17 protein-coding genes and 3 pseudogenes are annotated in these 23,004 nt (G+C 39.1%); 4 read left to right on the top strand and 16 right to left on the bottom strand.

Annotated elements, in window-relative coordinates:
* Positions 1–30 precede the first annotated feature (30 nt).
* Together MKX49_RS08865 and MKX49_RS08860 are read left to right on the top strand one after the other, a co-directional pair.
* Positions 31–1,071, top strand: coding sequence for a YeiH family protein (locus MKX49_RS08865; RefSeq protein ID WP_445670117.1), 1,041 nt, complete (start codon positions 31–33; stop codon positions 1,069–1,071).
* A gap of 383 nt (positions 1,072–1,454) precedes the next feature.
* Entirely contained in the window at positions 1,455–1,631 is a 177-nt protein-coding gene (locus MKX49_RS08860; RefSeq protein WP_158226102.1) for a hypothetical protein, read from the top strand.
* Between the two features lie 474 nt (positions 1,632–2,105).
* Here MKX49_RS08860 and MKX49_RS08855 read toward each other — a convergent pair whose 3' ends face one another.
* From MKX49_RS08855 to MKX49_RS08800, 12 genes and pseudogenes are all read right to left on the bottom strand, one after another.
* On the bottom strand, positions 2,106–3,290 hold the full coding sequence (locus MKX49_RS08855; RefSeq protein WP_340876131.1) for an acetyl-CoA C-acetyltransferase: 1,185 nt from the start codon (positions 3,288–3,290) through the stop codon (positions 2,106–2,108).
* A 215-nt stretch (positions 3,291–3,505) separates the two neighbouring features.
* A pseudogene (gene meaB / locus MKX49_RS08850) lies at positions 3,506–4,540 on the bottom strand (methylmalonyl Co-A mutase-associated GTPase MeaB).
* A 38-nt stretch (positions 4,541–4,578) separates the two neighbouring features.
* A complete protein-coding gene (scpA, locus tag MKX49_RS08845) occupies positions 4,579–6,708 on the bottom strand; it encodes a methylmalonyl-CoA mutase (protein WP_445670116.1) in 2,130 nt (709 codons plus the stop codon).
* Positions 6,705–8,786: a methylmalonyl-CoA mutase family protein gene (locus MKX49_RS08840; RefSeq protein WP_340876129.1), complete on the bottom strand. Its 2,082-nt coding sequence runs from the start codon at positions 8,784–8,786 to the stop codon at positions 6,705–6,707. Before MKX49_RS08840 ends, scpA begins: the two co-directional genes overlap by 4 nt.
* Before the next feature lie 158 nt (positions 8,787–8,944).
* Positions 8,945–10,495, bottom strand: coding sequence for an acyl-CoA carboxylase subunit beta (locus MKX49_RS08835; protein ID WP_340876128.1), 1,551 nt, complete (start codon positions 10,493–10,495; stop codon positions 8,945–8,947).
* Positions 10,496–10,533: 38 nt separating this feature from the next.
* A complete protein-coding gene (accB, locus tag MKX49_RS08830) occupies positions 10,534–11,025 on the bottom strand; it encodes an acetyl-CoA carboxylase biotin carboxyl carrier protein (RefSeq protein ID WP_340876127.1) in 492 nt (163 codons plus the stop codon).
* Between the two features lie 175 nt (positions 11,026–11,200).
* Positions 11,201–12,556: an acetyl-CoA carboxylase biotin carboxylase subunit gene (accC, locus tag MKX49_RS08825; RefSeq protein WP_340876126.1), complete on the bottom strand. Its 1,356-nt coding sequence runs from the start codon at positions 12,554–12,556 to the stop codon at positions 11,201–11,203.
* Positions 12,557–12,672: 116 nt separating this feature from the next.
* A pseudogene (locus tag MKX49_RS08820) lies at positions 12,673–12,906 on the bottom strand (electron transfer flavoprotein subunit alpha/FixB family protein); the annotation flags it as partial.
* Between the two features lie 490 nt (positions 12,907–13,396).
* A complete protein-coding gene (locus MKX49_RS08815) occupies positions 13,397–14,539 on the bottom strand; it encodes an acyl-CoA dehydrogenase (protein ID WP_340876124.1) in 1,143 nt (380 codons plus the stop codon).
* Positions 14,540–14,667: 128 nt separating this feature from the next.
* Positions 14,668–15,459 carry an SDR family NAD(P)-dependent oxidoreductase gene (locus MKX49_RS08810; protein ID WP_340876123.1) on the bottom strand — a complete coding sequence of 264 codons (792 nt, stop codon included), beginning with the start codon at positions 15,457–15,459 and terminating at the stop codon, positions 14,668–14,670.
* 220 nt (positions 15,460–15,679) lie between these two features.
* On the bottom strand, positions 15,680–16,156 hold the full coding sequence (locus MKX49_RS08805; RefSeq protein ID WP_340876122.1) for a 2,4'-dihydroxyacetophenone dioxygenase family protein: 477 nt from the start codon (positions 16,154–16,156) through the stop codon (positions 15,680–15,682).
* Between the two features lie 176 nt (positions 16,157–16,332).
* The gene (locus tag MKX49_RS08800) at positions 16,333–17,121 is read right to left on the bottom strand and encodes an SDR family NAD(P)-dependent oxidoreductase (RefSeq protein WP_340876120.1); all 789 of its coding nucleotides are present in this window, start codon (positions 17,119–17,121) and stop codon (positions 16,333–16,335) included.
* Positions 17,122–17,265: 144 nt separating this feature from the next.
* Here MKX49_RS08800 and MKX49_RS08795 point away from each other — a divergent pair, with 144 nt between their 5' ends.
* Entirely contained in the window at positions 17,266–18,171 is a 906-nt protein-coding gene (locus MKX49_RS08795) for a LysR family transcriptional regulator (protein WP_340876118.1), read from the top strand.
* Between the two features lie 212 nt (positions 18,172–18,383).
* Here the strand turns inward: MKX49_RS08795 and MKX49_RS08790 are convergent.
* From MKX49_RS08790 to MKX49_RS08775, 4 genes and pseudogenes are all read right to left on the bottom strand, one after another.
* A pseudogene (locus tag MKX49_RS08790) lies at positions 18,384–18,511 on the bottom strand (succinyl-CoA--3-ketoacid-CoA transferase); the annotation flags it as partial.
* 526 nt (positions 18,512–19,037) lie between these two features.
* Entirely contained in the window at positions 19,038–19,193 is a 156-nt protein-coding gene (locus MKX49_RS08785) for a hypothetical protein (protein WP_158226103.1), read from the bottom strand.
* Between the two features lie 37 nt (positions 19,194–19,230).
* The gene (locus tag MKX49_RS08780) at positions 19,231–20,514 is read right to left on the bottom strand and encodes an MFS transporter (protein ID WP_340876117.1); all 1,284 of its coding nucleotides are present in this window, start codon (positions 20,512–20,514) and stop codon (positions 19,231–19,233) included.
* Positions 20,515–20,628: 114 nt separating this feature from the next.
* On the bottom strand, positions 20,629–21,684 hold the full coding sequence (locus tag MKX49_RS08775; RefSeq protein ID WP_340876116.1) for a TauD/TfdA family dioxygenase: 1,056 nt from the start codon (positions 21,682–21,684) through the stop codon (positions 20,629–20,631).
* Between the two features lie 465 nt (positions 21,685–22,149).
* Between MKX49_RS08775 and MKX49_RS08770 the strand changes: the two genes are divergently transcribed.
* Positions 22,150–22,923 carry an SDR family NAD(P)-dependent oxidoreductase gene (locus MKX49_RS08770; protein ID WP_063593137.1) on the top strand — a complete coding sequence of 258 codons (774 nt, stop codon included), beginning with the start codon at positions 22,150–22,152 and terminating at the stop codon, positions 22,921–22,923.
* Positions 22,924–23,004 lie beyond the last annotated feature (81 nt).

Raw genomic sequence — 23,004 nt, 5'->3', positions numbered from 1 at the left:
TAAATAATCCAACTAAGGGGTTGAAAAAGATTGGAACAAAAAGCGTTAATAACTCCCAGTCCAAATAAGCAAAAAAAAGCGAAAAAAAAGCTAAATGTTTCTTTGATTTCTGGAATTGGTTTTACATTGATCATAGCTGTGTTAGGTTTTATTTTGGCAGCGTTGCCAGGTCTAAATCATATTGGTCCTCTTGCGTGTGCCATTTTACTAGCTGTGGTTTACAGACAGGTTTTTGGATATCCACAAAAATTACGTACTGGTATTCAATTTTCATCAAAAATACTATTGAGATTTGCCATCATACTTTATGGTTTAAAGCTTAACATGATTGTGATATTTCATCAGGGTTTCCCCCTATTGCTAAGAGGGACAATAACGATCATTTTTTCAATTGCTGTTCTTATGATCATTGCAAAATGGCTGAAGGCAGATTTTAATCTTTCTTTATTATTAAGTCTCGGCACAGGCATTTGTGGTGCGGCTGCCATCGCGGCCGTATCGCCAATTATAAAAGCAAAAGATGAAGATACGGCTATGGGAGTAGGCATCATCGCATTAGTCGGCACAGTGTTTTCAATAATCTATACGTTAATATATCCTTTTTTATCAATTGGTCCTATTAACTACGGAAATTGGGTTGGAATCAGCCTGCACGAGATAGGCCATGTTGCATTAGCTGCTGCCCCGGCAGGACAGGATGCTCTTGCTCACGCATTACTTGCCAAACTTACACGAGTATTCCTATTAATTCCGGTTTGCTTTATCCTCATGCTTTGGATGAAAAAGAAAGGAAAAATGGAAGGGGAGGCAAGATTCGAGTTTCCATGGTTTTTAATTGGCTTTATCGTTATGAGTTTCGTGGGAAGCTATATCATTGGTAATAAGGTATTAGTATCACAAAAAGTGATGTCTTATATATCAGACTTCACATCTTTTATGTTAACAATGTCAATGACTGGATTAGGATTAAATATTTGCTTGAAAGAATTACGGACAAAAGCAATACGTCCACTTATTGCCATTATTATTACATCAGTTCTTTTATCATGGTTATCGTATATTAGTCTTTAACAAGGAATAAAAGTGTGAATTTTTACACACTGCAATACATATACGTCAGAAAATGTTCAAACCGAATATTTTTTTCTTTATTTAACTCATTAAAGATTCATGGATCATAGCAATATCGTAATTTTCCTTATTGGAATTTTGAATAATATCTGTATGGTTTTGCCCAACTAACTCAAATTTAAATGCTATTTCACTATTTTTGGAATTAAAATTTACCATGATTTCTTGAAGTATACCTTAGATAATGGGAGTAACTCCTTGTTTGTTGCATACAAGGTCTTAACAGGTCATTTCACCGCATCCCGTCGTCATATTTTTTAGCATAAAATTAAAATATTTAGTGAATTAATAATTTCGTTAATCTGATAAAAAAGGAGATGATTATGAGTATGATTGAAAACCCATTGAATAAAGAGAATGGTGAAACCTCTGTAGAGTCAGTTGAAGGTGAAGCTGCTATCAACTCTCCTAATGAGCGATACGACGCCCCTCCAACAACTCAGTCAAAAGATCCTGAATTCGATCTTTTCGGCACAGGTTTAAATGGGTATCTGTTTTAATTCAAAAAAAAATCACTAAATTAATTATTAGTAAGACAAGTTTTATCAACTTACTATAGATGACATATCTAAGTAATATAAGTAAGGCTACTCAGGATGAGTCGTTATCTTATGTCGAACTCTTCCAAAAAAAATCAATTATATGATTTTAAAGATGCTTATCCATACTTGTTTGACAAAAGACCTATAAAAACTCACAAATGCGGAATCAAACTAATAGCCTAAATCTATTTGTAAGGATAATGTGAGTATAAATCATCAACTTTGATTATTAAAAGCTTAAAGGACCATCTGAGATGGTCCTTTAAGCTTTTAGGCCTACCATTAGATCCTGGTGCAAATATGACCTGTTAGAAACATAGAATCTCATTATCCTTTCATCTAAGAATTATGAGGCTGCTCCAAATAATTTATTTCTGAATTGTAGCTGTAAACTATTCATAACCATCACCTCGTTTTATTTTATTCACATGTTCATAGAGCCTCAATGATTACTGAGATTCCTTGTCCTCCTCCGATACAGAGGGAGGCTAGTCCAAATTTCTTTCCTCGATTCCTTAACTCTTGGGCCAATGAATATATAATTCTAGCTCCACTGGCCCCGACTGGATGACCTAATGCGATTGCTCCGCCATTGACGTTTACTTTTTCCCGTTTCAATCCAAGCTCTCTCTCTACTGCAAGATACTGGGCAGAGAATGCTTCATTGATTTCGAACAAATCGATATCTTCAATATTGAGTCCTACTTTCCGTAAAGCTAATTGACTAGCAGGAACTGGTCCAATGCCCATAATATTTGGGTCTACCCCCGCAATCCCCCAGGATATGATTCTTGCCAGTGGTTTCACATTGTGATTTTTTTGTAGGAAGGATTCACTTCCAAGTATTAAGGCAGCTGCCCCATCATTTATACCACTTGCATTACCTGCCGTTACGGTCCCATCCTTTTTAAAGGCTGGTTTCAGTTTCGCTAATGCTTCAATTGAAGCATTATGGCGAATATGTTCATCTTCTAAAATGGTTATTTCCTTTCCTTTTTTGGTGAATATCGTGACAGGGGAAATCTCTTGTTGAAATCGCCCCGTCAGCTGGGCCTTTGCTGATTTTTGGTGTGATTGGACAGCCAAACTATCTTGATCGTCTCGGGTTAGTTCATATTTTTCAGCAAGAGTTTCCGCTGTTACTCCCATCCCACACCCTATATATTCATCGCTCAAAGTCTCCCAAAGCATGTCGTCCATTTGTGGAGCCTGTAAACCCGTACCAAAGCGGACATCTCGTAATACGTGAGGAGATTGGCTCATATTTTCGGTGCCCAGTGCTAGGGCGACATCAGCATCCTTTAAAATAATCGACTGAGCTGCCGATACGACCGCTTGCAATCCAGAACCGCATAAACGATTGAGAGTTAAAGCGGGGCTCTCGATTGGAACCCCAGCTTTCAAAGCAATATGCCTGGATAGATAGGAGGCATTTTTCGAAGTATGTATCACATTCCCTGCAAAAACATGCTCAACCTCATCAACTGAAATATTACTTTTTTCAATGGCTCCTTTACTTGCGATAACTCCAAGATTGATGGCAGAAACATCCTTTAATACCCCTCCAAAACTCCCGAATGGCGTCCTGGCTCCACCTAAAATATAAACATGACTCATAATTCATTCTCCTTTATTGAAGGTTGTTTGATTCGATTTGATGGACCGAATACATCTTTTCCATTTTTATTTTACCTTCTGACTTTATACCATTGTTCGGACATGATATTAATCAACGGTATATTGTATATTTTAAATGTTCCGTTAATTAACTTTAACCGTCAAAATAAATGTTGCAGGAGTACAATTGATTGCGTACCCATTCCTTCTTTTTCCTAGCCATTTTCATCATAAATGTTGAATAATTGTTGGACTGCGAGTGTGGGAGAAGTATGGCCGTTAAAAAGCAATTCTTCCATTTTAGTCATGTTTTTTTTCATCGATGGATTACCATAAAATCTCGCCTTTAATTGGTCTTCTATCATAGAATGAACCCAGTCAATCATTTGTTCTTTTCTTCTTTTTCCAAAGAATCCATTCCTACTGGTAACTTGTTTATATTTCTGAATGACCTTCCAAATGTGAGATACGCCTTCCCCTGTTAAGGCAGATACAGTAAATGCTTTGGTTTCCCAACCCTTGGTAATTGGCTGTAAGAAATGAAGGAGGCGATTGTATTCCACCTTTGCATTCATGGCAGCTTGTTTGTTTTCGCCATCCGCTTTATTAATGAAAATAGCATCAGCTAATTCCATCACCCCTTTTTTCATTCCTTGTAGCTCATCCCCTGCACCAGTCAGCATAATAACTAGGAAAAAATCCACCATGGACCGGACGGTTATTTCACTTTGGCCGACTCCGATGGTTTCGACGATTATTACGTCTTACCCTGCTGCCTCACAAATAAGAAGGGTTTCACGGCTTTTTCTAGTGACCCCTCCTAAAGTCCCGCTTGACGGTGACGGTCGAACATATGCATGTGGGTGGCGAGAAAGATGTTCCATTCTTGTTTTGTCACCTAGAATACTTCCTTTAAATACACTGCTAGTTGGGTCAACGGCTAAAACCGCTACACGGTGATTTTGCTCACAGAGCATCATACCAAAGGATTCAATTAACGTGCTCTTACCAGCCCCAGGAACGCCTGTAAAGCCGATTCGAATTGATTTCCCTGTATATGGAATCAGTTCTTTCAGCACTTTTTGTGCCATTTCCATGTGTTTGGGTAAATTGCTTTCAACTAAGGTGATCGCTTGAGCAATAATTGCACGATTTCCATTCATCACACCCTGCACATAATCATCAACCGTAAGGTGGATTCGTCTTGACGGTAAGAGTTGTTTGGATTGAATGCTTTCTTTTTCTGTCATTTAAGTAACCAATCCGAGGCGACGATTTAATTCTTCTATCACCTGTTGTTAACCGTTCCTGGTCCAAATATGGCAACTGCTCCTTTTTCTATTAAGTAACTGTAATCTTGAGCAGGAATAACACCGCCAATCACGACGGCAATATCTTCACGGCCTAAACGCTTCAGCTCTTCCACGACTTGAGGAAGTAATGTTTTATGACCAGCAGCAAGAGAGCTCATCCCTAGAACATGTACATCATTTTCCACGGCCTGTAAGGCTGCTTCCTCTGGGATTTGGAATAAGGGACCAATATCAACATCAAAACCAAGGTCTGCAAATGCAGTCGAAATCACTTTAGCTCCACGGTCATGTCCGTCCTGTCCCATCTTTGCAATCATAATCCGGGGGCGCCGGCCTTCATTCTCTTCAAATTGATCGGACATTTCACGGGCAATTTTCACTTGTTCCTCTTCCCCAAAGTCTGCACTGTACACTCCGCTAATAGAACGAATAATTGCTTTATGTCTCCCTACTACTTGTTCGTATGCATTCGAAATTTCTCCTAGGCTCGCTCTAGCGCGAGCTGCATTTACCGCTAGCTCTAAGAGGTTGCCTTCTCCAGTTTCAGCCGCTTTTGTAATCGCTTGAAGTGCTGCCTCTACCTTTGCTTTATCTCTTTCCGCCCGGAGCTGTTCTAAGCGGCGAATTTGCGCTTCACGGACAGCAGTATTATCAATATCTAATATCTCAAGCGGATCCTCTTTTTCTAAACGGTATTTATTCACTCCAATGATCGATTCTTTACCAGAATCAATATGCGCCTGTCTTCTAGCAGCTGCTTCTTCAATTCTCATCTTTGGCAGGCCTGTTTCAATAGCTTTTGCCATTCCGCCAAGTGCTTCGATTTCTTCAATATGTTCCCAGGCTTTTTCAAGTAATTCAGCCGTAAGTGACTCTACGTAATAGGAGCCGCCCCATGGGTCCAATACGTTGGTTAACCCCGTTTCATCCTGAAGGTATAATTGGGTATTTCGAGCTATTCGGGCAGAAAAATCGGTTGGTAAGGCAATCGCCTCATCCAGTGCGTTCGTATGCAGGGATTGTGTATGACCAAGAGCAGCAGCCATCGCTTCAATACAGGTACGTGAAACATTATTGAATGGGTCTTGCTCTGTTAAACTCCATCCAGATGTTTGCGAATGGGTTCGAAGTGCTAACGACTTTTCATTTTTCGGGTAAAACCTTTTCATTAGCTTCGCCCAAATTAAACGAGCTGCGCGCATTTTAGCCACTTCCATATAGTAATTCATTCCGATTGCCCAGAAGAAGGAAAGACGTGGAGCAAATCGATCAATATCAATCCCTGCTTTTAAACCTGTTTTGACATACTCTAATCCATCTGCAAGGGTATAGCCCAACTCTATATCGGCCGTAGCCCCCGCTTCTTGCATATGATAACCGGAGATGCTAATTGAATTAAATTTCGGCACATGCTTGGATGTGTATTCAAAGATATCTGCTATAATTTTCATTGACGGTTCTGGAGGATAAATGTACGTATTACGAACCATATATTCTTTTAATATATCATTTTGTATTGTTCCAGAAAGCTTCTCTTGGGGTACTCCTTGTTCTTCAGCAGCCACGATGTAAAAAGCCATGATTGGCAGGACAGCTCCGTTCATCGTCATTGAAACAGACATTTGGTCTAATGGAATTCCATCAAACAAAATCTTCATGTCTAGTATGGAATCAACGGCAACGCCGGCTTTACCCACATCGCCAACGACTCTAGGATGATCCGAATCATACCCACGATGTGTAGCTAAATCAAAGGCGATCGAAAGCCCTTTTTGTCCTGCAGCTAAGTTTCTGCGGTAAAACGCATTACTTTCTTCCGCCGTAGAAAAGCCAGCATATTGACGAACCGTCCAAGGTTGTGATTTATACATAGCTAGGTAGGGACCTCGAAAGAATGGTGCGATCCCTGCCATATAATCCAAATGATTCATTCCTATTGTGTCCATATTTGTGTAAAGAGGTTTAACATCAATTTTTTCATAAGTCGGAAAAGCTAAATTATCAAAATGCATATCAGAAATTTTCTCGGCATGTTTACTCCACTCGCTAAATTCTCCTTCTATTTCATCTGTATATGCTACTTGGGTAAAATCTGGTTTTGTCATGAAACAGCCACACCTTTCTTCTGTAGAAGTTGACTTAATATGTCATAGCAATTGGAGCCAACATGAACAAATTCAGTTATTCCAGCCTCTTTAAATCTGACTTCATCTACTTCGCTAGGCTTTCCTGCTAATAATACGGTTATTTGTGCATCTGTTTTTTTTATAGACATTGCAAGTGGAATGGCAGCTTGTTGATAGTCTTCATCTTTTCCACAAATGATTACAAAATCTGCCATGGACGCAACGACTGCCTCGGCTGCTTCTTTTATAGAACCAAATCCATTGTTTTGAATAACATCGAAACCACCTACTTCAAAAAATCCTGCAGCAAAATCTGCTCGCACTTTATGATCTGAAATAGGTCCTAAGTTTGCTAGAAATATAATCGGTCGTTTTCCAGTTTTCTGTGCCATTTCATCAATGGATTGACGAAGTTCTTCAAACTGAAGTGTACCTCTGGTTGGCTTGATTGCTTTAACACAAACCGCAGCTTCTGACTTCCTACCTGTTGCTTTGGCTATTTCACCTAACGATGCACCTTGTTTTGCTGCTCGGATCGCGGTCTCTGTTTTATTTGAGCTTACGGATAAACTTCCTACCGATATATGTGCTCGGCCAACTACTTGATTAATATGATCATTAATTTGGGGCGTTTCATTTAACGCTATCCAATCTACCTCTTTTTCTGCCAAATTCACATACATATTGGTGCCAACGAAAATATCTTTTCGGTGAGCGATGTTCCTCACTCGCTTTGAAGCTGTTTGTTGAACCACATTTTGTGGGAATTCTTTTATTAATGTCTGGATAATCCCACCTTTTCGCTCTGTTTCCTGGAAAAGTTCCCATGCCTTTTTGGCCACCTCATTTGTCAGTACTTCTACGTACCAAGAGCCACCGGCTGGATCGATTGTCTGCGCAATATGAGCTTCTTCTTTTAAAATAATGGAGGCATTCCGTGCAATTCGTCGCGAAAAAGCGGTAGACTTTTGAATCGCTTCATCAAAGCAACTAACATGAATGCTGTCAGCTCCACCGACTGCTGCAGAAAATGCTTCTGTTGTAGCACGCAGCATATTCACATAGGGATCAAAAACAGTTTTTGTCCATGCAGATGTTCGGGCATGCATCGTCATCTTCTGGGCTTCTTCATTCCCACCAAACGTTTCTACAATTCTGGCCCAAAGAGTCCTTGCGGCCCGAAGTTTGGCAATTTCCATAAAATAACCGGATCCGATTGAGAACGAAAAACGAATACTGCTGGCGGCTTTATTTATATCAATTCCTTGGGAAGTTAGTGCTTGTAAATATCCAACACCTGTTGATAAGGAAAAAGCTAATTCTTCAACCGCACTACTTCCACCGTCATGATAGACATTTCCATGGATTAGAACTGTTTGTAAATGGGGGGTATTCTCATTTGCCCATTTTGTTATGTCTGCCATCAATATATAACAATCTTCCAACTCGTAAGCCAATGTTCCACTTGCTACCAGTTCCGAGATTGGATCCATTCCTATACACCCATGTAAATCCTCCACTTGTCGTCCGGACTGTTCTAGATGAGCGATAATCAAAGCAAGGATTGGCAATGAATTTGCCCCAGCACCTACGTGAATAGGAACTATACTTAAGTCAATATCTTTTAGTGCATCGGCTATATCGGTTACCCCTGAAATCGATAGTCCTGCTTTCCCTACTTCTGAAGTAGCTTCACTCGCATTTATTCCACGTTTCGTTGGTGTATCAAGGACAATATTTAATGAGGTTTGACCCTTGCTAAGGTCATGCCGTGCTACTTTATTAAAAGAAGTAGGTATTCCAACATTGATTTCCTGATTGATTTCCCATCCATCTATAAGCGTTTTAGTGCCGCGAGTAAAAGGAGCCATATCTGGCAAAGACTGCAGAAAGGGAAGATTGGCGGCATCCTCCTTTCGATACATCGGCTGAAGTAAAATTCCTTCATATGTTTCTGTAATGAGTCTTTTTTCAAAAGAAGCTCCTTTTAAAGATTTTTCTGTTAGGTCACGCCACTGTTCATAACTTGGGATCTCAAATTCTGAAAATTGGTCCACTAATTTTTTATCCATTTTAAGTTGCGGTAAGCATCAATCACCATGCTATCGCTCTCTCCCTTCTAAACCATTTAACGGTAGGCGTTTTTTTCATTTGTCGTCTTTACACGTTTTTCTTCTATTAATATAGGTAGTTCATAACCTATTAAAGAAAAGATTTATAAAGGGATATTTCCATGCCTTTTCTTAGGTAATGCTTTCTTCTTGTTTTTTAGCATTTCCAATGCACTAGCGATACTTTTTCTCGTATCCCTCGGGTCAATTACATCATCAACAATGCCATTAGCTGATGCGACGTAAGGATTGGCAAAGCGTTCGCGATATTCATTTATTTTTTCTTGCCTAAAGGCCTCCGGATCTATACTTTCACTAATCTCTTTTGCAAAAATGATATTGGCCGCTCCAGCTGGTCCCATAACCGCAATTTCTGCATTAGGCCAAGCAAATACTAAGTCTGCCCCGATTGCTTTACTGTTTAAGGCAACGTAAGCCCCACCATATGCTTTTCGAAGAATCACGGTAATTTTGGGAACCATAGCTTCCGAATAGGCATATAAAATTTTCGCTCCATGCCGGATTATCCCGCCATGCTCTTGTTGAATTCCTGGGATAAACCCACTCACGTCTTCAAATGTAATTAGAGGAATCTTAAAGCAATCACAGAATCGGATAAAGCGAGCACATTTGTCAGATGAATCAATATCAAGTCCACCAGCCATCATCTTCGGATTATTTGCGATAATACCGACTGTATCGCCGTTTATACGGCCAAAGCCAACGACAATGTTTTTAGCGAATTTCGGCTGAACTTCCATGAAATTTTGATCATCGACAATTAAATGAATCACCTTACGCACGTCATAAACCTTCGTTCCATCAATCGGGACAACATCAAGTAGTTCATCGATTCTTTCAGCTAAAGGAATTTTATTTACTGGCTCTTTGTAAGGTGGCTTTTCTTCATAGTTTGATGGCAAGTAGCCAATTAATCTCCTGACTTGGTTTAATACATCTTCTTCTGTTGGTCCAGTAAAATGGGCATTTCCACTTATTGTGGAATGAACGGACGCGCCACCTAGATCCTCACTATTAATTTTTGCTCCCGTTACCGACTCAATTACCTTTGGACCTGTAATAAACATTTGACTTGTTTTTTCTACCATGAAAACGAAATCTGTAATCGCAGGAGAATAAACAGCCCCCCCGGCACAGGGTCCCATAATCACGGATATTTGTGGGATTACGCCTGAATAAATGGAGTTTCGATAGAAAATGTGTCCATATCCGTCTAGTGATAAAACACCTTCTTGAATTCGTGCTCCACCTGAGTCATTTAACCCGACTATAGGTGCTCCATTTTCTGCTGCTAAATCCATGATTTTGGTAATCTTCGTCGCATGCATTTCGCCAAGGGCTCCACCGAAAACAGTAAAATCTTGAGCAAAAAGGAAAATGAGGCACCCACCAACCTTACCGTATCCTGTAACAACCCCTTCTCCAGGAGCCTCACTTGATCCATATTCAAGGCCGCGATTTTCTATGAATGGGTTTATTTCAACAAATGTTCCTTCATCCACTAATATTTCGATACGCTCTCTAGCAGTAAGCTTCCCGCGTTCATGCTGGGCATCAATCCGTGTATAACCGCCCCCCAGCTTCACTTTTTCCCGTCGCTCTTCCATAATCTCGATTTTATCGAACATATCCATGCTGTGAGTCCTCTCCTATCATGTTTAAATTTTATTGCTTATGCTGTTTTTACGAGGAACAAGGGCTGACCATATTCAACAACCTGACCGCTTTCCACAAAGATTTCAACAATTTCACCACTAACTTCCGCTTCCAGCTCATTCATAAGCTTCATGGCTTCCACAATACATAGCACTGTGTCTTCCTTTATTTGATCTCCCACTCTTACATAGACATCAGAATCAGGTGATGGAGCCGCATAAAATGTTCCCACCATTGGGGAAATAATTTTATGAACCGATGTTTCCTCAGTAGTTGTCGATGGTGTTTGTATTCCTTCCTGCTTTTGAATGGGGGCGGCTTCAACTTTCACAGGTGCAACAGGAATAGTCGCTGGGACTTGTGTTTCTTCGATAAGCGTTACTTGTCCGACATTCACTTGTTTACTAATCGATATTTGCTGCTCATTTTCACCTTTAATCGTTAATTCTCCAATTGAAGAACGGTCCACTGCCCGAATTAATTCTTTAATGTCATTCATTTTAAACATAATAAAAACTCCTTCTATAATTTATTTTCTGTTATTTTTTCTTACTCATTTCAGATTTCTCAGTCCCGATTATCCGGTCATTCTCATCAACAATTCCCAAAAATTGTTTTTCCACCATTACCTCTTCACTTTACTAAATAATCTAGTGCTACTGAATACTTCAAATCACCTCTAGTTACTTAGTGGAAGCCGTTAAATCATTCATCTCTAAAAATTCCGTGTTAAAATTACCAGCTTTAAAATCCCGATGTTCTAATAAGCGAAGGTGGAAAGCGATTGTTGTATCAATTCCTTCAATTACGAACTCGCTTAAGGCTCGCTTCATCCTTGCAATTGCTTCTTCCCGATTCTTTCCATGTACGATTAATTTGGCAATCATCGAATCATAAAATGGTGAAATCGTATATTCTGGATAAACTGCGCTATCGACTCGGATTCCAAATCCACCTGGAGGTAGGTATAATCGAATTTTCCCAGGGGATGGCATAAAGTTTTTATCAGGATTTTCTGCATTAATCCGGCATTCGATGGCCCAGCCATTGATATGAATATCTTCTTGTTTGACAGATAGCCTATGACCTGAAGCAACTAGTAATTGTTCTTTGATTAGGTCTACTCCTGTTATAAGTTCTGTAACTGGGTGTTCAACTTGAATACGGGTATTCATTTCCATAAAGTAAAAGTTTTTATGTTTATCTAGTAAAAATTCAATCGTCCCTGCACCTGAATATTGTACGGCCTTCGCGGCTTTTAATGCCGCCTCACCCATTTTCGTCCTTAGTTCTTCATCAAGTGCAGGGGATGGCGCTTCTTCAATTAGCTTTTGATGACGTCTCTGGATTGAGCAATCACGTTCACCTAAATGCACGACATTGCCAAAGGAATCACCCATAATTTGGATTTCAATGTGTCGAGGCTCTTCAATGTACTTTTCTAAATAAACACCTGCATTACCAAAAGCAGTAGCTGCTTCTTGCTGTGCCATTGAAATTGCTTTTTTTAATTCTTCCTCGCATTCAGCGACTCGCATCCCTTTTCCACCACCACCAGCAGTGGCTTTAACAATAACGGGATACCCGATACTTCTTGCAATAAACTCAGCTTCCTCAATGTCTTCAATAATCCCATCCGTACCTGGAACAATTGGTACGCCAGCGGCTTCCATCGTTTCCCTCGCTACCGCTTTCGCCCCCATCTTACTGATTGCCTCAGGTGATGGTCCAATAAAAATGATATCGTTTTCAATACATATATTGGCAAACTCCGCACTTTCTGCTAAAAATCCGTAGCCAGGATGGATAGCATCTGCATGTGATACTTGAGCAACTATTAACAAATTTGTCATATTCAAGTAGCTCTTGGATGAAAGGTGTGGTCCAATGCAATAGGCTTCATCTGCTAGACGTACATGCAAAGCTTCACGATCTGCTTCAGAATATACAGCGACCGTAGATATCCCCATTTCCTTACACGCCCTAATGACACGGACAGCAATTTCTCCTCGATTAGCAATAAGAACCTTTTTAAACATATCCAGTTTCCTTTCCAAAAGTGTTGTCTATCAATTATTCCATTGATAGCAGAATTTTTATTGAGAAGAGATTCACTTATTAATCAGGAGTAATACATGTTCTATTCCAGATCTGTTTAAGAATTTACTAATACTTTTCTAATTTCTCTCGTTAGAAGCGGAATCAACTCAAACAAATCCCCCACAATACCGCAGTCCGCTACTTGTAAAATTTAGGCTTCGGGATCTTTGTTAATCGCAGCGAGAACTTTAGAGTTAGATACCACGGCTAAATGCTGAGTGGCACCTGAATTTCCGTAAGCAATGGACAAATCAAGGATTACGACTTTTCAAGTCTGTCCGATTTGAAGTTAATAATCTCAATATTCAGCACCTGCACATCCCCCAATTCCTCAAGCGGTTGTGTTCTATCAATTAGGGTCGGCAACGAGCTATAAGGTTGGATTTACAAATCGCTTCATGGCAAAACCGCTTCAAAAATTCCAAAGACTTTTATGTCACCTTCACTGTTTTATACCTGTACTTCACCCACAACTACTTTATCAGCCCTTTTTCTCTACCACTTTGCCAACAAACCTCCATTTTTCTTCAAATCATAACTGCCATGGTAATAAATGATTTGCAAGAAAGTGAGCGGAACAGGAGTACCATCATAACCGGCATCCTTAGCTGACTCCAAGCTGCAGAAAAATGGGGTTTTCATCCCCTATTGCAATCATCAATTTTTTTATTTTTCCTTTTTACACTGCCATGCTGCAAGGCTCTAACTCGAGCACAAGTAAATCTTTCACGTTTGCAAGCCCATTTGCCGGTTTTTAATTGGTTAATTTTGAGCTTTTTCTATGCTTTAAGCAGATTTCCGGCAATAACTAGACGCTGAATCTCTTGAGTCCCTTCATAGATTTGGGTGATTTTAGCATCTCTCATAAATCGTTCTACAGGGTATTCCCTTGTGTATCCATATCCGCCGAATACTTGAACAGCCTCCACCGCAACTTCCATGGCGGTGTCTCCAGCAAAAAGTTTGGACATGGCAGAGTGAAGTCCGTAAGGAATTCCTTGATCCTCACGCCATGCTGCCTGATACGTCAATAAACGGGCAGCTTCGATTTTTGTGGCCATATCGGCTAATTTGAATTGAATAGCCTGAAGTGAGCTAATCGGTTTTCCGAATTGGACGCGATCCTTTGCAAATGCGACAGCATTATCAAATGCTCCTTGAGCGATTCCAACAGCTTGGGAAGCAATTCCGTTCCGACCGCCGTCGAGAGTCATCATGGCAATCTGGAACCCTTCACCCACTTGGCCCAAAAGATTGTCCATTGGAACGCGGCAGTCCTCAAAAATGACCTCTGTCGTGGAGGAAGAGCGAATGCCTAGCTTTTTTTCCTTCTTTCCTACCGAGAAACCTGGGAAGCCCTTTTCCACAATAAACGCAGAAATGCCTTTATGCTTTAGTGCCGAGTTGGTCTGTGCGAAAACGATGTAAGTGTCGGCATAGCCTCCGTTGGTGATAAAGATCTTCGATCCGTTCAAGACCCATTCATCTCCGTCTAGAACGGCTGTTGTTCTCATTCCACTGGCATCAGATCCGGATCCAGATTCCGTCAAGCAATACGCACCAATGTTTTTTCCTTCCGCCATTGCCCGTAAATATTTTTGCTTTTGATGTTCCGTTCCAAACTTGTAAACCGGCCATCCAGCTAACGATGTATGTGCGGAAAGTGCGGTCCCAATTGAAGCGTCAACTCGAGACAATTCCTCCACCGAGATCACATAACTCAAGTAATCGGCACCTGCACCGCCGTACTCTTCTGGCCAAGGAATGCCGCATAAACCAAGTTCCGCCATCTTGTGCCAAATCTTGATATCAAAGTATTCCTCTTCATCACGTTGAGCAGCAGTAGGTTCACATTCGTTTAGAGCAAACTCTCGCACCATTTTTTGCATCATCTGATGTTCCTTAGATAATAAAAAATTCATTATTAGCCCCCTTTTTTGATTTTTATTATTCCAAACATGATATCTTTTGAAAAACTTTGTAAGCCATTTGCCATCGTAAGTCTAAAGATAATACTTTTTAAAACTCCAACCCTTTCTAGGATAGGGCTTTAATGTTGTTTAACTTTTTGTTCGATAAGCTTCCGGGAATAGATGGTTACCCATTTCCTTGGCAGCAATCCCACAGATTTAGCCATGAGTTTATTTTTAAAGCCTGGAATGATCACAGTTTTATTCTTCATTAACCCATCATATCCGCACTTGGCAACAACTTGAGGTTCTATTAAGTTCTTAATGAAAATTTTTGTTCTTGTTGAAGCCAACCCTTGCGTAAGCGGCGTTTTGGTTGAAGGGGGACATAATACAGAAGCTTGAACTCCGGTTCCTTTAAGTTCTTCCGCAATTGCTTCCGTAAAGAATAAGACGTAAGATTTGCTGGCCCCATACATCGACATCCGTGGGGTTGGCTGAAAAGCTGCTGTTGAAGCCACGTTTAAAATTTTACCTTGCTTTCGTTTCACCATGTCATCCGCAATAAGTCTAGTCAAATACGAGAGAGAGATCATGTTGAGCTGCAGGTATTCCATTTCTTTTTTAATATCCAATTCCGTCATCAACCCTAATCCGCCAGCTCCAGCATTATTAATCAAAATATCAATGTCGATTCCTTCGCTTTTCAAGTATCGATACAAGCCCTCTACCGCTGTATAACTGCTCAAATCGCCGGCAAAAGTATTCACTTGCACGCCATATTCCTTTTTTAAACTCTCGGCTTGTTGGTCCAACAACACCGAATCTCTGGCAACTAATACCAAGTTGTAACATTGCTCTGCAAAAACTTTTGTGAATTCATATCCAATCCCTTTTGTAGCACCAGTAATCAAAACCGTCTCTGCTGTCATTATCATTATTCCTCCTAACTGAATTATCTGTTAAATAAGAATATTGGGAATTTTTAAATATTATTACGTTAATGATTATACTTATAAGTTTTAATTAAATAAAATTAAAAATATTAATGTATAAATTATTATTATTAATATTTAAAGAAAAAGCCTAGAAAAGGAGAAGCCTCTTCGTCATGTGGACGCCGGGCTTCTCCTTTTTTTAAAAATCCAACTATCAAAATTTAGTCACATCAATAGGTTCAATTGCTTCAGCCGCGCAATGTTCATAGTATCTTTTCAGGAATGTTTCCCAATTGTCTCTGGCAACAATTTCTCCTTCTTCACCCAAATAGTCTAATGTTCCTTCTACAATATTGAAGGTGATAACATCTTCATCCCCTACTGCTATCGGCGTATGTTTGGAGCCTGCAGGCTCATAAACCATGTCACCAGGTTTGGAGATCCAAGGCTCCTCGAGATATCTCCAAGTCCCTTGGACGGTATAAACAATGACTGTTCCAGGATGGAAATGGGCCGGAAGCTGCATTTTCGCAGGAACACTTAATAACGTAACCGTCTGTCCTGTAACAGGGTTGGCTTTTAGCAATTTAAATTTCGCATCTCCAAAATATGGAATCCAAGGCAATTCATCTACGCTAACATTACCTGCATGAAATACTTCTACTTCTTTTACATCTTTTAAATTACTCACTTAAAATCCCCTCTTTCAATTAATATTTATTAAATTCGCTTATTGTTTTCGCTTTCATTAACAAGCAAATTAAATAGTCCAAGATTATTGAATTCAGTATAATCATAATTGCGAATTAAGTAAAATCGTTATTTTTTAATCGCAATTAAGTATGGTTAATTTACGCAACCAAATGTTTACTTAGCCCCAAGTCCACCATCAAGAGTCAAAATATGTCCAGTACAATAATCAGATGCTGCTGAAGCAAAGTATAGGAGTGCACCTACCAAATCATTGTCACTGCCTAATCTTCTAACAGGAACTTGTGAGGCAATGAAAGGACCTGCTTTGTGTACAAGTGTTCCCGGTATTTCTGGGTTATTCATTCCTGTAGTGAAAACTCCAGGAGCAATTGAATTTACATACACCCCATGCCGGCCCCACTTAACTGCTAGATCCTTCGTTAAAGTCATGACTGCACCCTTACTGGTTGTATATCCAACAGAATCCACAGCTTCCGGGTCAACTCCTTTAAAGCCGATACTTGAAGAAATATTAATGATTTTACCGTATTCGTTATTAATCATATGTTTTCCAACTGCCTGACACATCAAGAATGTTCCTGTCACATTTGTATCCAGCATAGCTTGCCATTGTTCTAAAGGCATATCCGTAGCAGGAGACTCAAAAACTGTTCCGCTGTTGTTGACTAAAATTTCGATTTTCCCAAAATGAGAAATCGCTTTCTCTACACCTTGAACGACAGATTCCCGATCCGTGACATCCAATGATAGACCAAGTGCCTGTCTTCCTAACGCCTCGATTTCCTTTACAACTGCTTCGCAAACCTCTAAACGCCGTGAACATACAACAACGTTTGCTCCGGCTTCTGCCAAAGCCAGTGCCATTACACGACCTAATCCGCTGCCGCCTCCGGTCACGATTGCTGTCTTACCATTTAAATCAAACAATTGGTTCAATGACATTCTAGTTCTCCTCCTGTTTTTTGAATATTCAAAGATTTTAAAATATTATTGATATTGATTATACTAATAAATTATAATTAAATAAAATTAAAGATTTTAATGTGGTAAGTAAGTATTACTAATATTTAAAAAAGGAGAACAGTCATGAATATTGAACAATTACTATATATCGTAGAAGTCGCAAAATACAATTCTCTGTCTATCGCAGCACAGAATCTACATGTGACTCAATCCAACATCAGCCAGTCCATAACTAACTTGGAAAAGGAGTTGGGGATTAAAGTTCTTAAGCGGTCACGGGGACACGGCGCTGTCCCAACCGATGAAGGAAGAATCATTCTGAAACTCGCATATGAAGTACAAAAAAAACTTGAGGAAATAAAAGAGACTGCTAACTTATTGAATTCCACGGAAGTGGGGGAACTAAAAATTTCGTCATTACCTGGATTGATGACGTTCCTGGTAAAAGCGATAGCATCGTTTAGACATGATTATCCGTACGTAAATTTGGAGGTTTCCGATAAAAGTGGATCTGCTGTAATTAAAGATGTTCGACAGCACAAGACTGACATTGGACTGATTACGTATTCAAGTGATTTGAACATAAACATGGAAGGAATAGCTTTTGAAGCATTAATTGAAGGGAAGCAGAAAGTATATGTTTCTAAGCATTCTCCCTTAGCCATCCTTGGTACTATAACTCCGCATGATATACTTGATCAAACTCTCGTGACATATAAGGGTGAATTTATGCAGTATTTTGTACAAGAATTCTTTCATAAATATAAGCCCTTGAAAATCTTATTTACTTCAAATAATATGGATGGAGTTCTCCAAGCAGTCAATGAAAATTTGGCAATTACATTTGCTCCTGATTTCGTAATGAAAAACTATCCCCTTATCATTAATGGCGATATCGTTCCAATTGATTTGGTGTATCACCCGACTGTAAATATTTCTTTAGGATTAGTTCGTTCAGAGAATAAACATTTGTCCAGTTTTGCCAACAAATATATTCATTATTTAAAATCAGAAATCATTAAGAATTAAAAAAGAAAAAAAGAGAAGGCTCTTCGTCTCAAGGTGGCGAAAAGCTTCTCTTTTTTAATATCTATCTCTACCTAACAGAAATTAGCAGTGTTATCTCTTTACCTTTTAATAGAAGCCTTTTGGCGATCCCCTTCACCACATGTCTTTTCCATCACTTCATCAAGTGAAACACCTTCTTGCGTTTCAGCAAGAAACATTCCCTCAGTAAAATCAACAAGCTCTACTTCCAATTCTCCACTTAAAAATTGCTTTTCAAAGAACTTGTTCTCACCTACTATATTCTTAATCTTTTTATTGGTAAGCAGTGACCCCATTCCCAATCATCCACCCCACAATTGTTTCTGCCCGCCTTTCTAACTCTTCCAGTTTTTTAGAAACTCATTTTCTGCTTCAAGGAATTTGATTCACGCTTCGGCATTCTTAAATTAACCCTCTACAAACAGTGGCTTGGAAGAAGGGCGTCTTATACTTCCTTTTCCACTGTGTTCCGTAAGAAAAGCCTTCCTCACCAAACCCTTTCAAAGGTATCATACCAGCGATGTAGACAACGCTTAGGTTGTTCCTTACCAATTATTTCGAAATTAAATCCATGTTCCAAGAAAATTTGAGAGGGGGATTTCCCCTTATTATATTCCTTAACAGCTTTTATTTTAAATTCATGATTTTAGGAGTTAGGCCGCTCTGAAGCACTTATGATAGTAGGATTCTTTTTAAGTTCGTTAATCTGAAATTCAGAGTCTCATGGAAATCCTCCTTCCATACTCTTTAAACCTATTGAACAAAGAAAACCCGATAAGGGACACTTTTTTATGTGTGTCCGTTATCCGGGGTATAGTTCAAATCCTGTTACGAAACTACTGAATTATTTAATCCTCCACTTCAATATGATCATCAGCGTAAGTCTCGGTTATCTTATCCTGACAACTCCAGCACTTGCTGCGATTTCGCTCCATAATAGCTAATTCTTCACGACACAATACACAACAGTCCATCTCAGAAACGGCCTTTTCATTTTTACACATAGTTTATTTCCCTCCTTGATTCACCTATTAATGATTTTTATACAATAACTTGTTCCTCAGGTTTTATCTGATTTTGGTTCACAGGACGGACAATGGCCCAAAACAATAATCCGATTACGAACATAACCAAAGAAGTTACTTGGAAGCCATAACCATATCCAATTGCCTCTGTTCCTGCATACTGGATAAAATACCCGAATATTAGTGGAGCAATAATGCTTGTTGAACTTGATAGAGCCACATAGGTCCCTTGAGCCTTTCCAATGTTTTTGGGTGAAAATAATTCCATTAATATGGCGGGTGCAAGTGAAAGAATAACAATCGCAAAACCCGGAGCAAGGATGAAGAATAGAATGGAAATAGAACTAGAATTAAAGGCATTTGCAAGAAATAAACAAATAGCGGATAGCACCATCGTAATCCCTGCAACATTTATTCGTGCTTTACGAATATCTCCTGTTTTGCGATAAAGCCAATCCGATAACAAGGCAAAGACAATTTGGCAAAGGGCTGCAAAAAGAAAAGGTAAAGACACTGCAAGTTTTAACATTTCCCCATCAAAACGTTTAATTTCGGTAAAATATGCAGGAAACCATACAGCTTGAACGGACAATAACCAATAGGCACAGCCTGCACACAAAACGATAAAAATAAAATTTTTAGATAATAGATACGGAAGAAACTGACGCCAAGAAACATTAGAAGAAATTATTGAGTGCTTATCTTCTTGATCAAAAGTATACGAACCGACTTCTTTTGGGCTTTCTTTTCCAAGAATCAACCATAAAACTAGCACCATTAGTCCAACAATTCCCATTGCTATAAAAGCAGATCTCCATCCATATCCATTGATCAAGGAGATTAATAATGGCGAAGCAATCGCGGGCCCGATTGTTGCTCCAAAGAGAACAGCACCAAAGCCTATACCATGTCTATGTTTAGGAAACCACTTTCCTATTATTGAAGTTGATATAGCAACTGCAGGACCTTCTCCTGCTCCCAAGACCATTCTTGTTAAAACTAGCAAAGACAGACTGGACACAAAAGGAGTGGTAAATTGAACAATTAACCAGATAAACGAGATCCAAGTAAACATTTTTTTCGTATTTCTTGAATCGGCCATTCCCCCTAGAATGAAAGATGAAAAGGTAAAGAACCAAAAAAACGAACTCCCGACAATTCCCCATTGTGAAGGACTTAAATGTAACTCTTCCATTAGAGGAACAGAAACCAAACCAATGATAATTTTATCAACCTGGTTGATCATACCTGAAGCTACAAGAATTAATAATATGATCCAAGAATATTTAGGTGTTTTCAAATTAATAATCTCCCCTTCTATTCCGTTAACATGAATCAATGGTGTTTTAAAAGTTTTTAAAGGTAAATCTTCCGTGTTTAACCTTGTCGAAACTCTTTATATTTATTAATCCCATTACCTCATTTTATCTACAATACCTCCAGCTGTTTTGTCGCGTACCGGAATACCACCGCGACCCGCTTTACCAGTTTTCTCATCAATGAACATCGCGAAGTCTGGCGCAATTTCTCGCCCATTTGGCATCGTGAGCCATAATCTTAATAAATGACGTTTGCGTTCAGGTTCTTCATAGTCTTCGTATACAGTACGTGAATGAAGAACAGTATAATTATTAACAAATTGCATATCACCCGGTTCCATCATCATATCAATATGCATGTTTTCATCATAAAGGAGGGAATCCATCAAGTCATATGCTTCAGTTTCAACTTTTGACAAATATTTTCCTGTTTTCACTTGTGCCGATTCGACATATCCGCGGTTATATCTGCAGCTTAATTTACCTTCGTAATAACTAAAGACTGGTGACGAATAAACAGGAGATTCACCTGGTGTTTCCTCACCACGACGATCCAAGAAATATGGAAGATAGAGAATTCCAAGATACTCTGGGTACCTATCCAGAATTTCATTGTAAACCGCGATGGAACTTACGATACTACTGTAACCACCAGCTTTAGCTTTTCGAAGACTTAATAATCCGACTACGTCAGATCCATCTACGTGAAAGGGAAGATGAGCATTCGTTTGGTAACCACGTACATTTGAATCATTAATGTCGAGACCTTGGTCAACAACATGCCCTAATAGATCACCTTTTGCGTTTTGCGTTACCGGGATGCCCAGGTGAACTCCGAGACCCCAGTATATGATGCTTGCTTCTTCATCTGTATACTTTTCTATTGGTAAGCCACGAATTAATAGAAAACCTCTCCCATTTTCCAGCTCATTTATAAAATAGGCTATTTCGTAAGAGAGATCCGGAATTGGAAAGTCCTCCTTGTTAAAATCAGGTGCCTTTAACCCTTTTTGTTTTACATAAAATAAAGCGCTTTCAAGATTTGCAATCGTTTTCTCTGACAAATAATAAATCCATGAATCATTTTTTGTTAAATCAATACCTTTCCAAGCTACTGGTCCATGAATTTTCCCATTTAAAATAGACGGCAACGAGACCCCTCCTTCGTTTTGCAATTTTAACTAATGAAAAAGTTTGGGCTGTTTTCCTACTTCAACAGCGACTGCCACAAACTTTCAGACCCTTATTCAAACAATTATTGCTTAATAAATGATGTTCCTTGTTCCACCCTTCACCTCCATGGAAGCGCTCTAAAAAACTTCTGACTGTTATAATTGTTATTTCGTTAATTATATTCATAATTTTCAGTAAAATAAAATTAAAAAATTTAATCTGCAAATCACATTTACTAATAAATGGAAAATACAATATCCTTGTACATGGAAATCGTACAATGCATATCATAATATTAATAAAACTTAACTGCAATTTAAAATTTTTAATTTTATATAATTATCATTTATAGGTAGAATCAAAGATAGAAATGATTAACTATTCTAATAAATAACTTTCAAGCAGAGTCTAATACAAGTTAATTCGAAACAGGAGGTTGAACTATGGACTTAAAATTATCTGGAAAAAAAGCACTTATCGTTGGAGGAAGCAGGGGTATTGGCAAAGCTATTGCCCGTCAGTTGGCTTTGGAAGGCGTAGATTGTACGATTTGTTCAAGAAACGAATCTTCACTAAAGAATGCAGCAGACGAATTGGCCAAAGAAACCAACAGAAGTATTTATCCAATCGTGGCAGATACTAATGATCCTGACTCTATCCTAAATTTAGTTGAAAAATCAGCAGCAGAAATGGGAAGCATTGATATTTTAATCAATAGTGGAGCCCGTGTTGGAGGCCATGAACCAGAGGAATTTAACAGCATTAAAGATGAACTTATCCTGAAAGATTTTGAGGAAAAGTATTTGGGCTATTTTCGTTGTATCCGGGCTGTTGCTCCTTATATGATTCAAAATAATTGGGGACGTATTATCAATATAAGTGGTCTGGCAGCTAGAATAGGCGGTAATTATTTTAGTTCCGGACCTCGTAATGCGTCTGTTGTCCATATGACAAAATCCGCATCATTAGAATTAGGAAAGCACGAAATTACTGTCAATGCTGTTTATCCAGGGATTGTCGATACTGAAACGTTTAGAGGCCGTGTCACTAATGAGGAAGCTATACGCCAGGCAGCATCAATGAATGCCCTCGGCCGCTTGATTACACCAGAGGAAATTGCTTATGTCGTTACCTTCCTAGCCTCACCTTTGGCGGCATCGATAACTGGCGATGTCATTTCGGTAACCGGTGGAATTGGAAATACCGTTTATTACTAAATGCCTAGTGTTACGATTGTTACTGTTTCGTTTGTAAAATTAAATAGGTTATTTTAAAAAGCGAGCCTCACTAAATTCTGA

Origin of the sequence: Peribacillus sp. FSL M8-0224, assembly GCF_038003055.1 — a bacterium.
Classification (GTDB): Bacteria; Bacillota; Bacilli; order Bacillales; family DSM-1321; genus Peribacillus; species Peribacillus frigoritolerans.
This window is presented reverse-complemented; position numbering and strand designations above follow the sequence as displayed.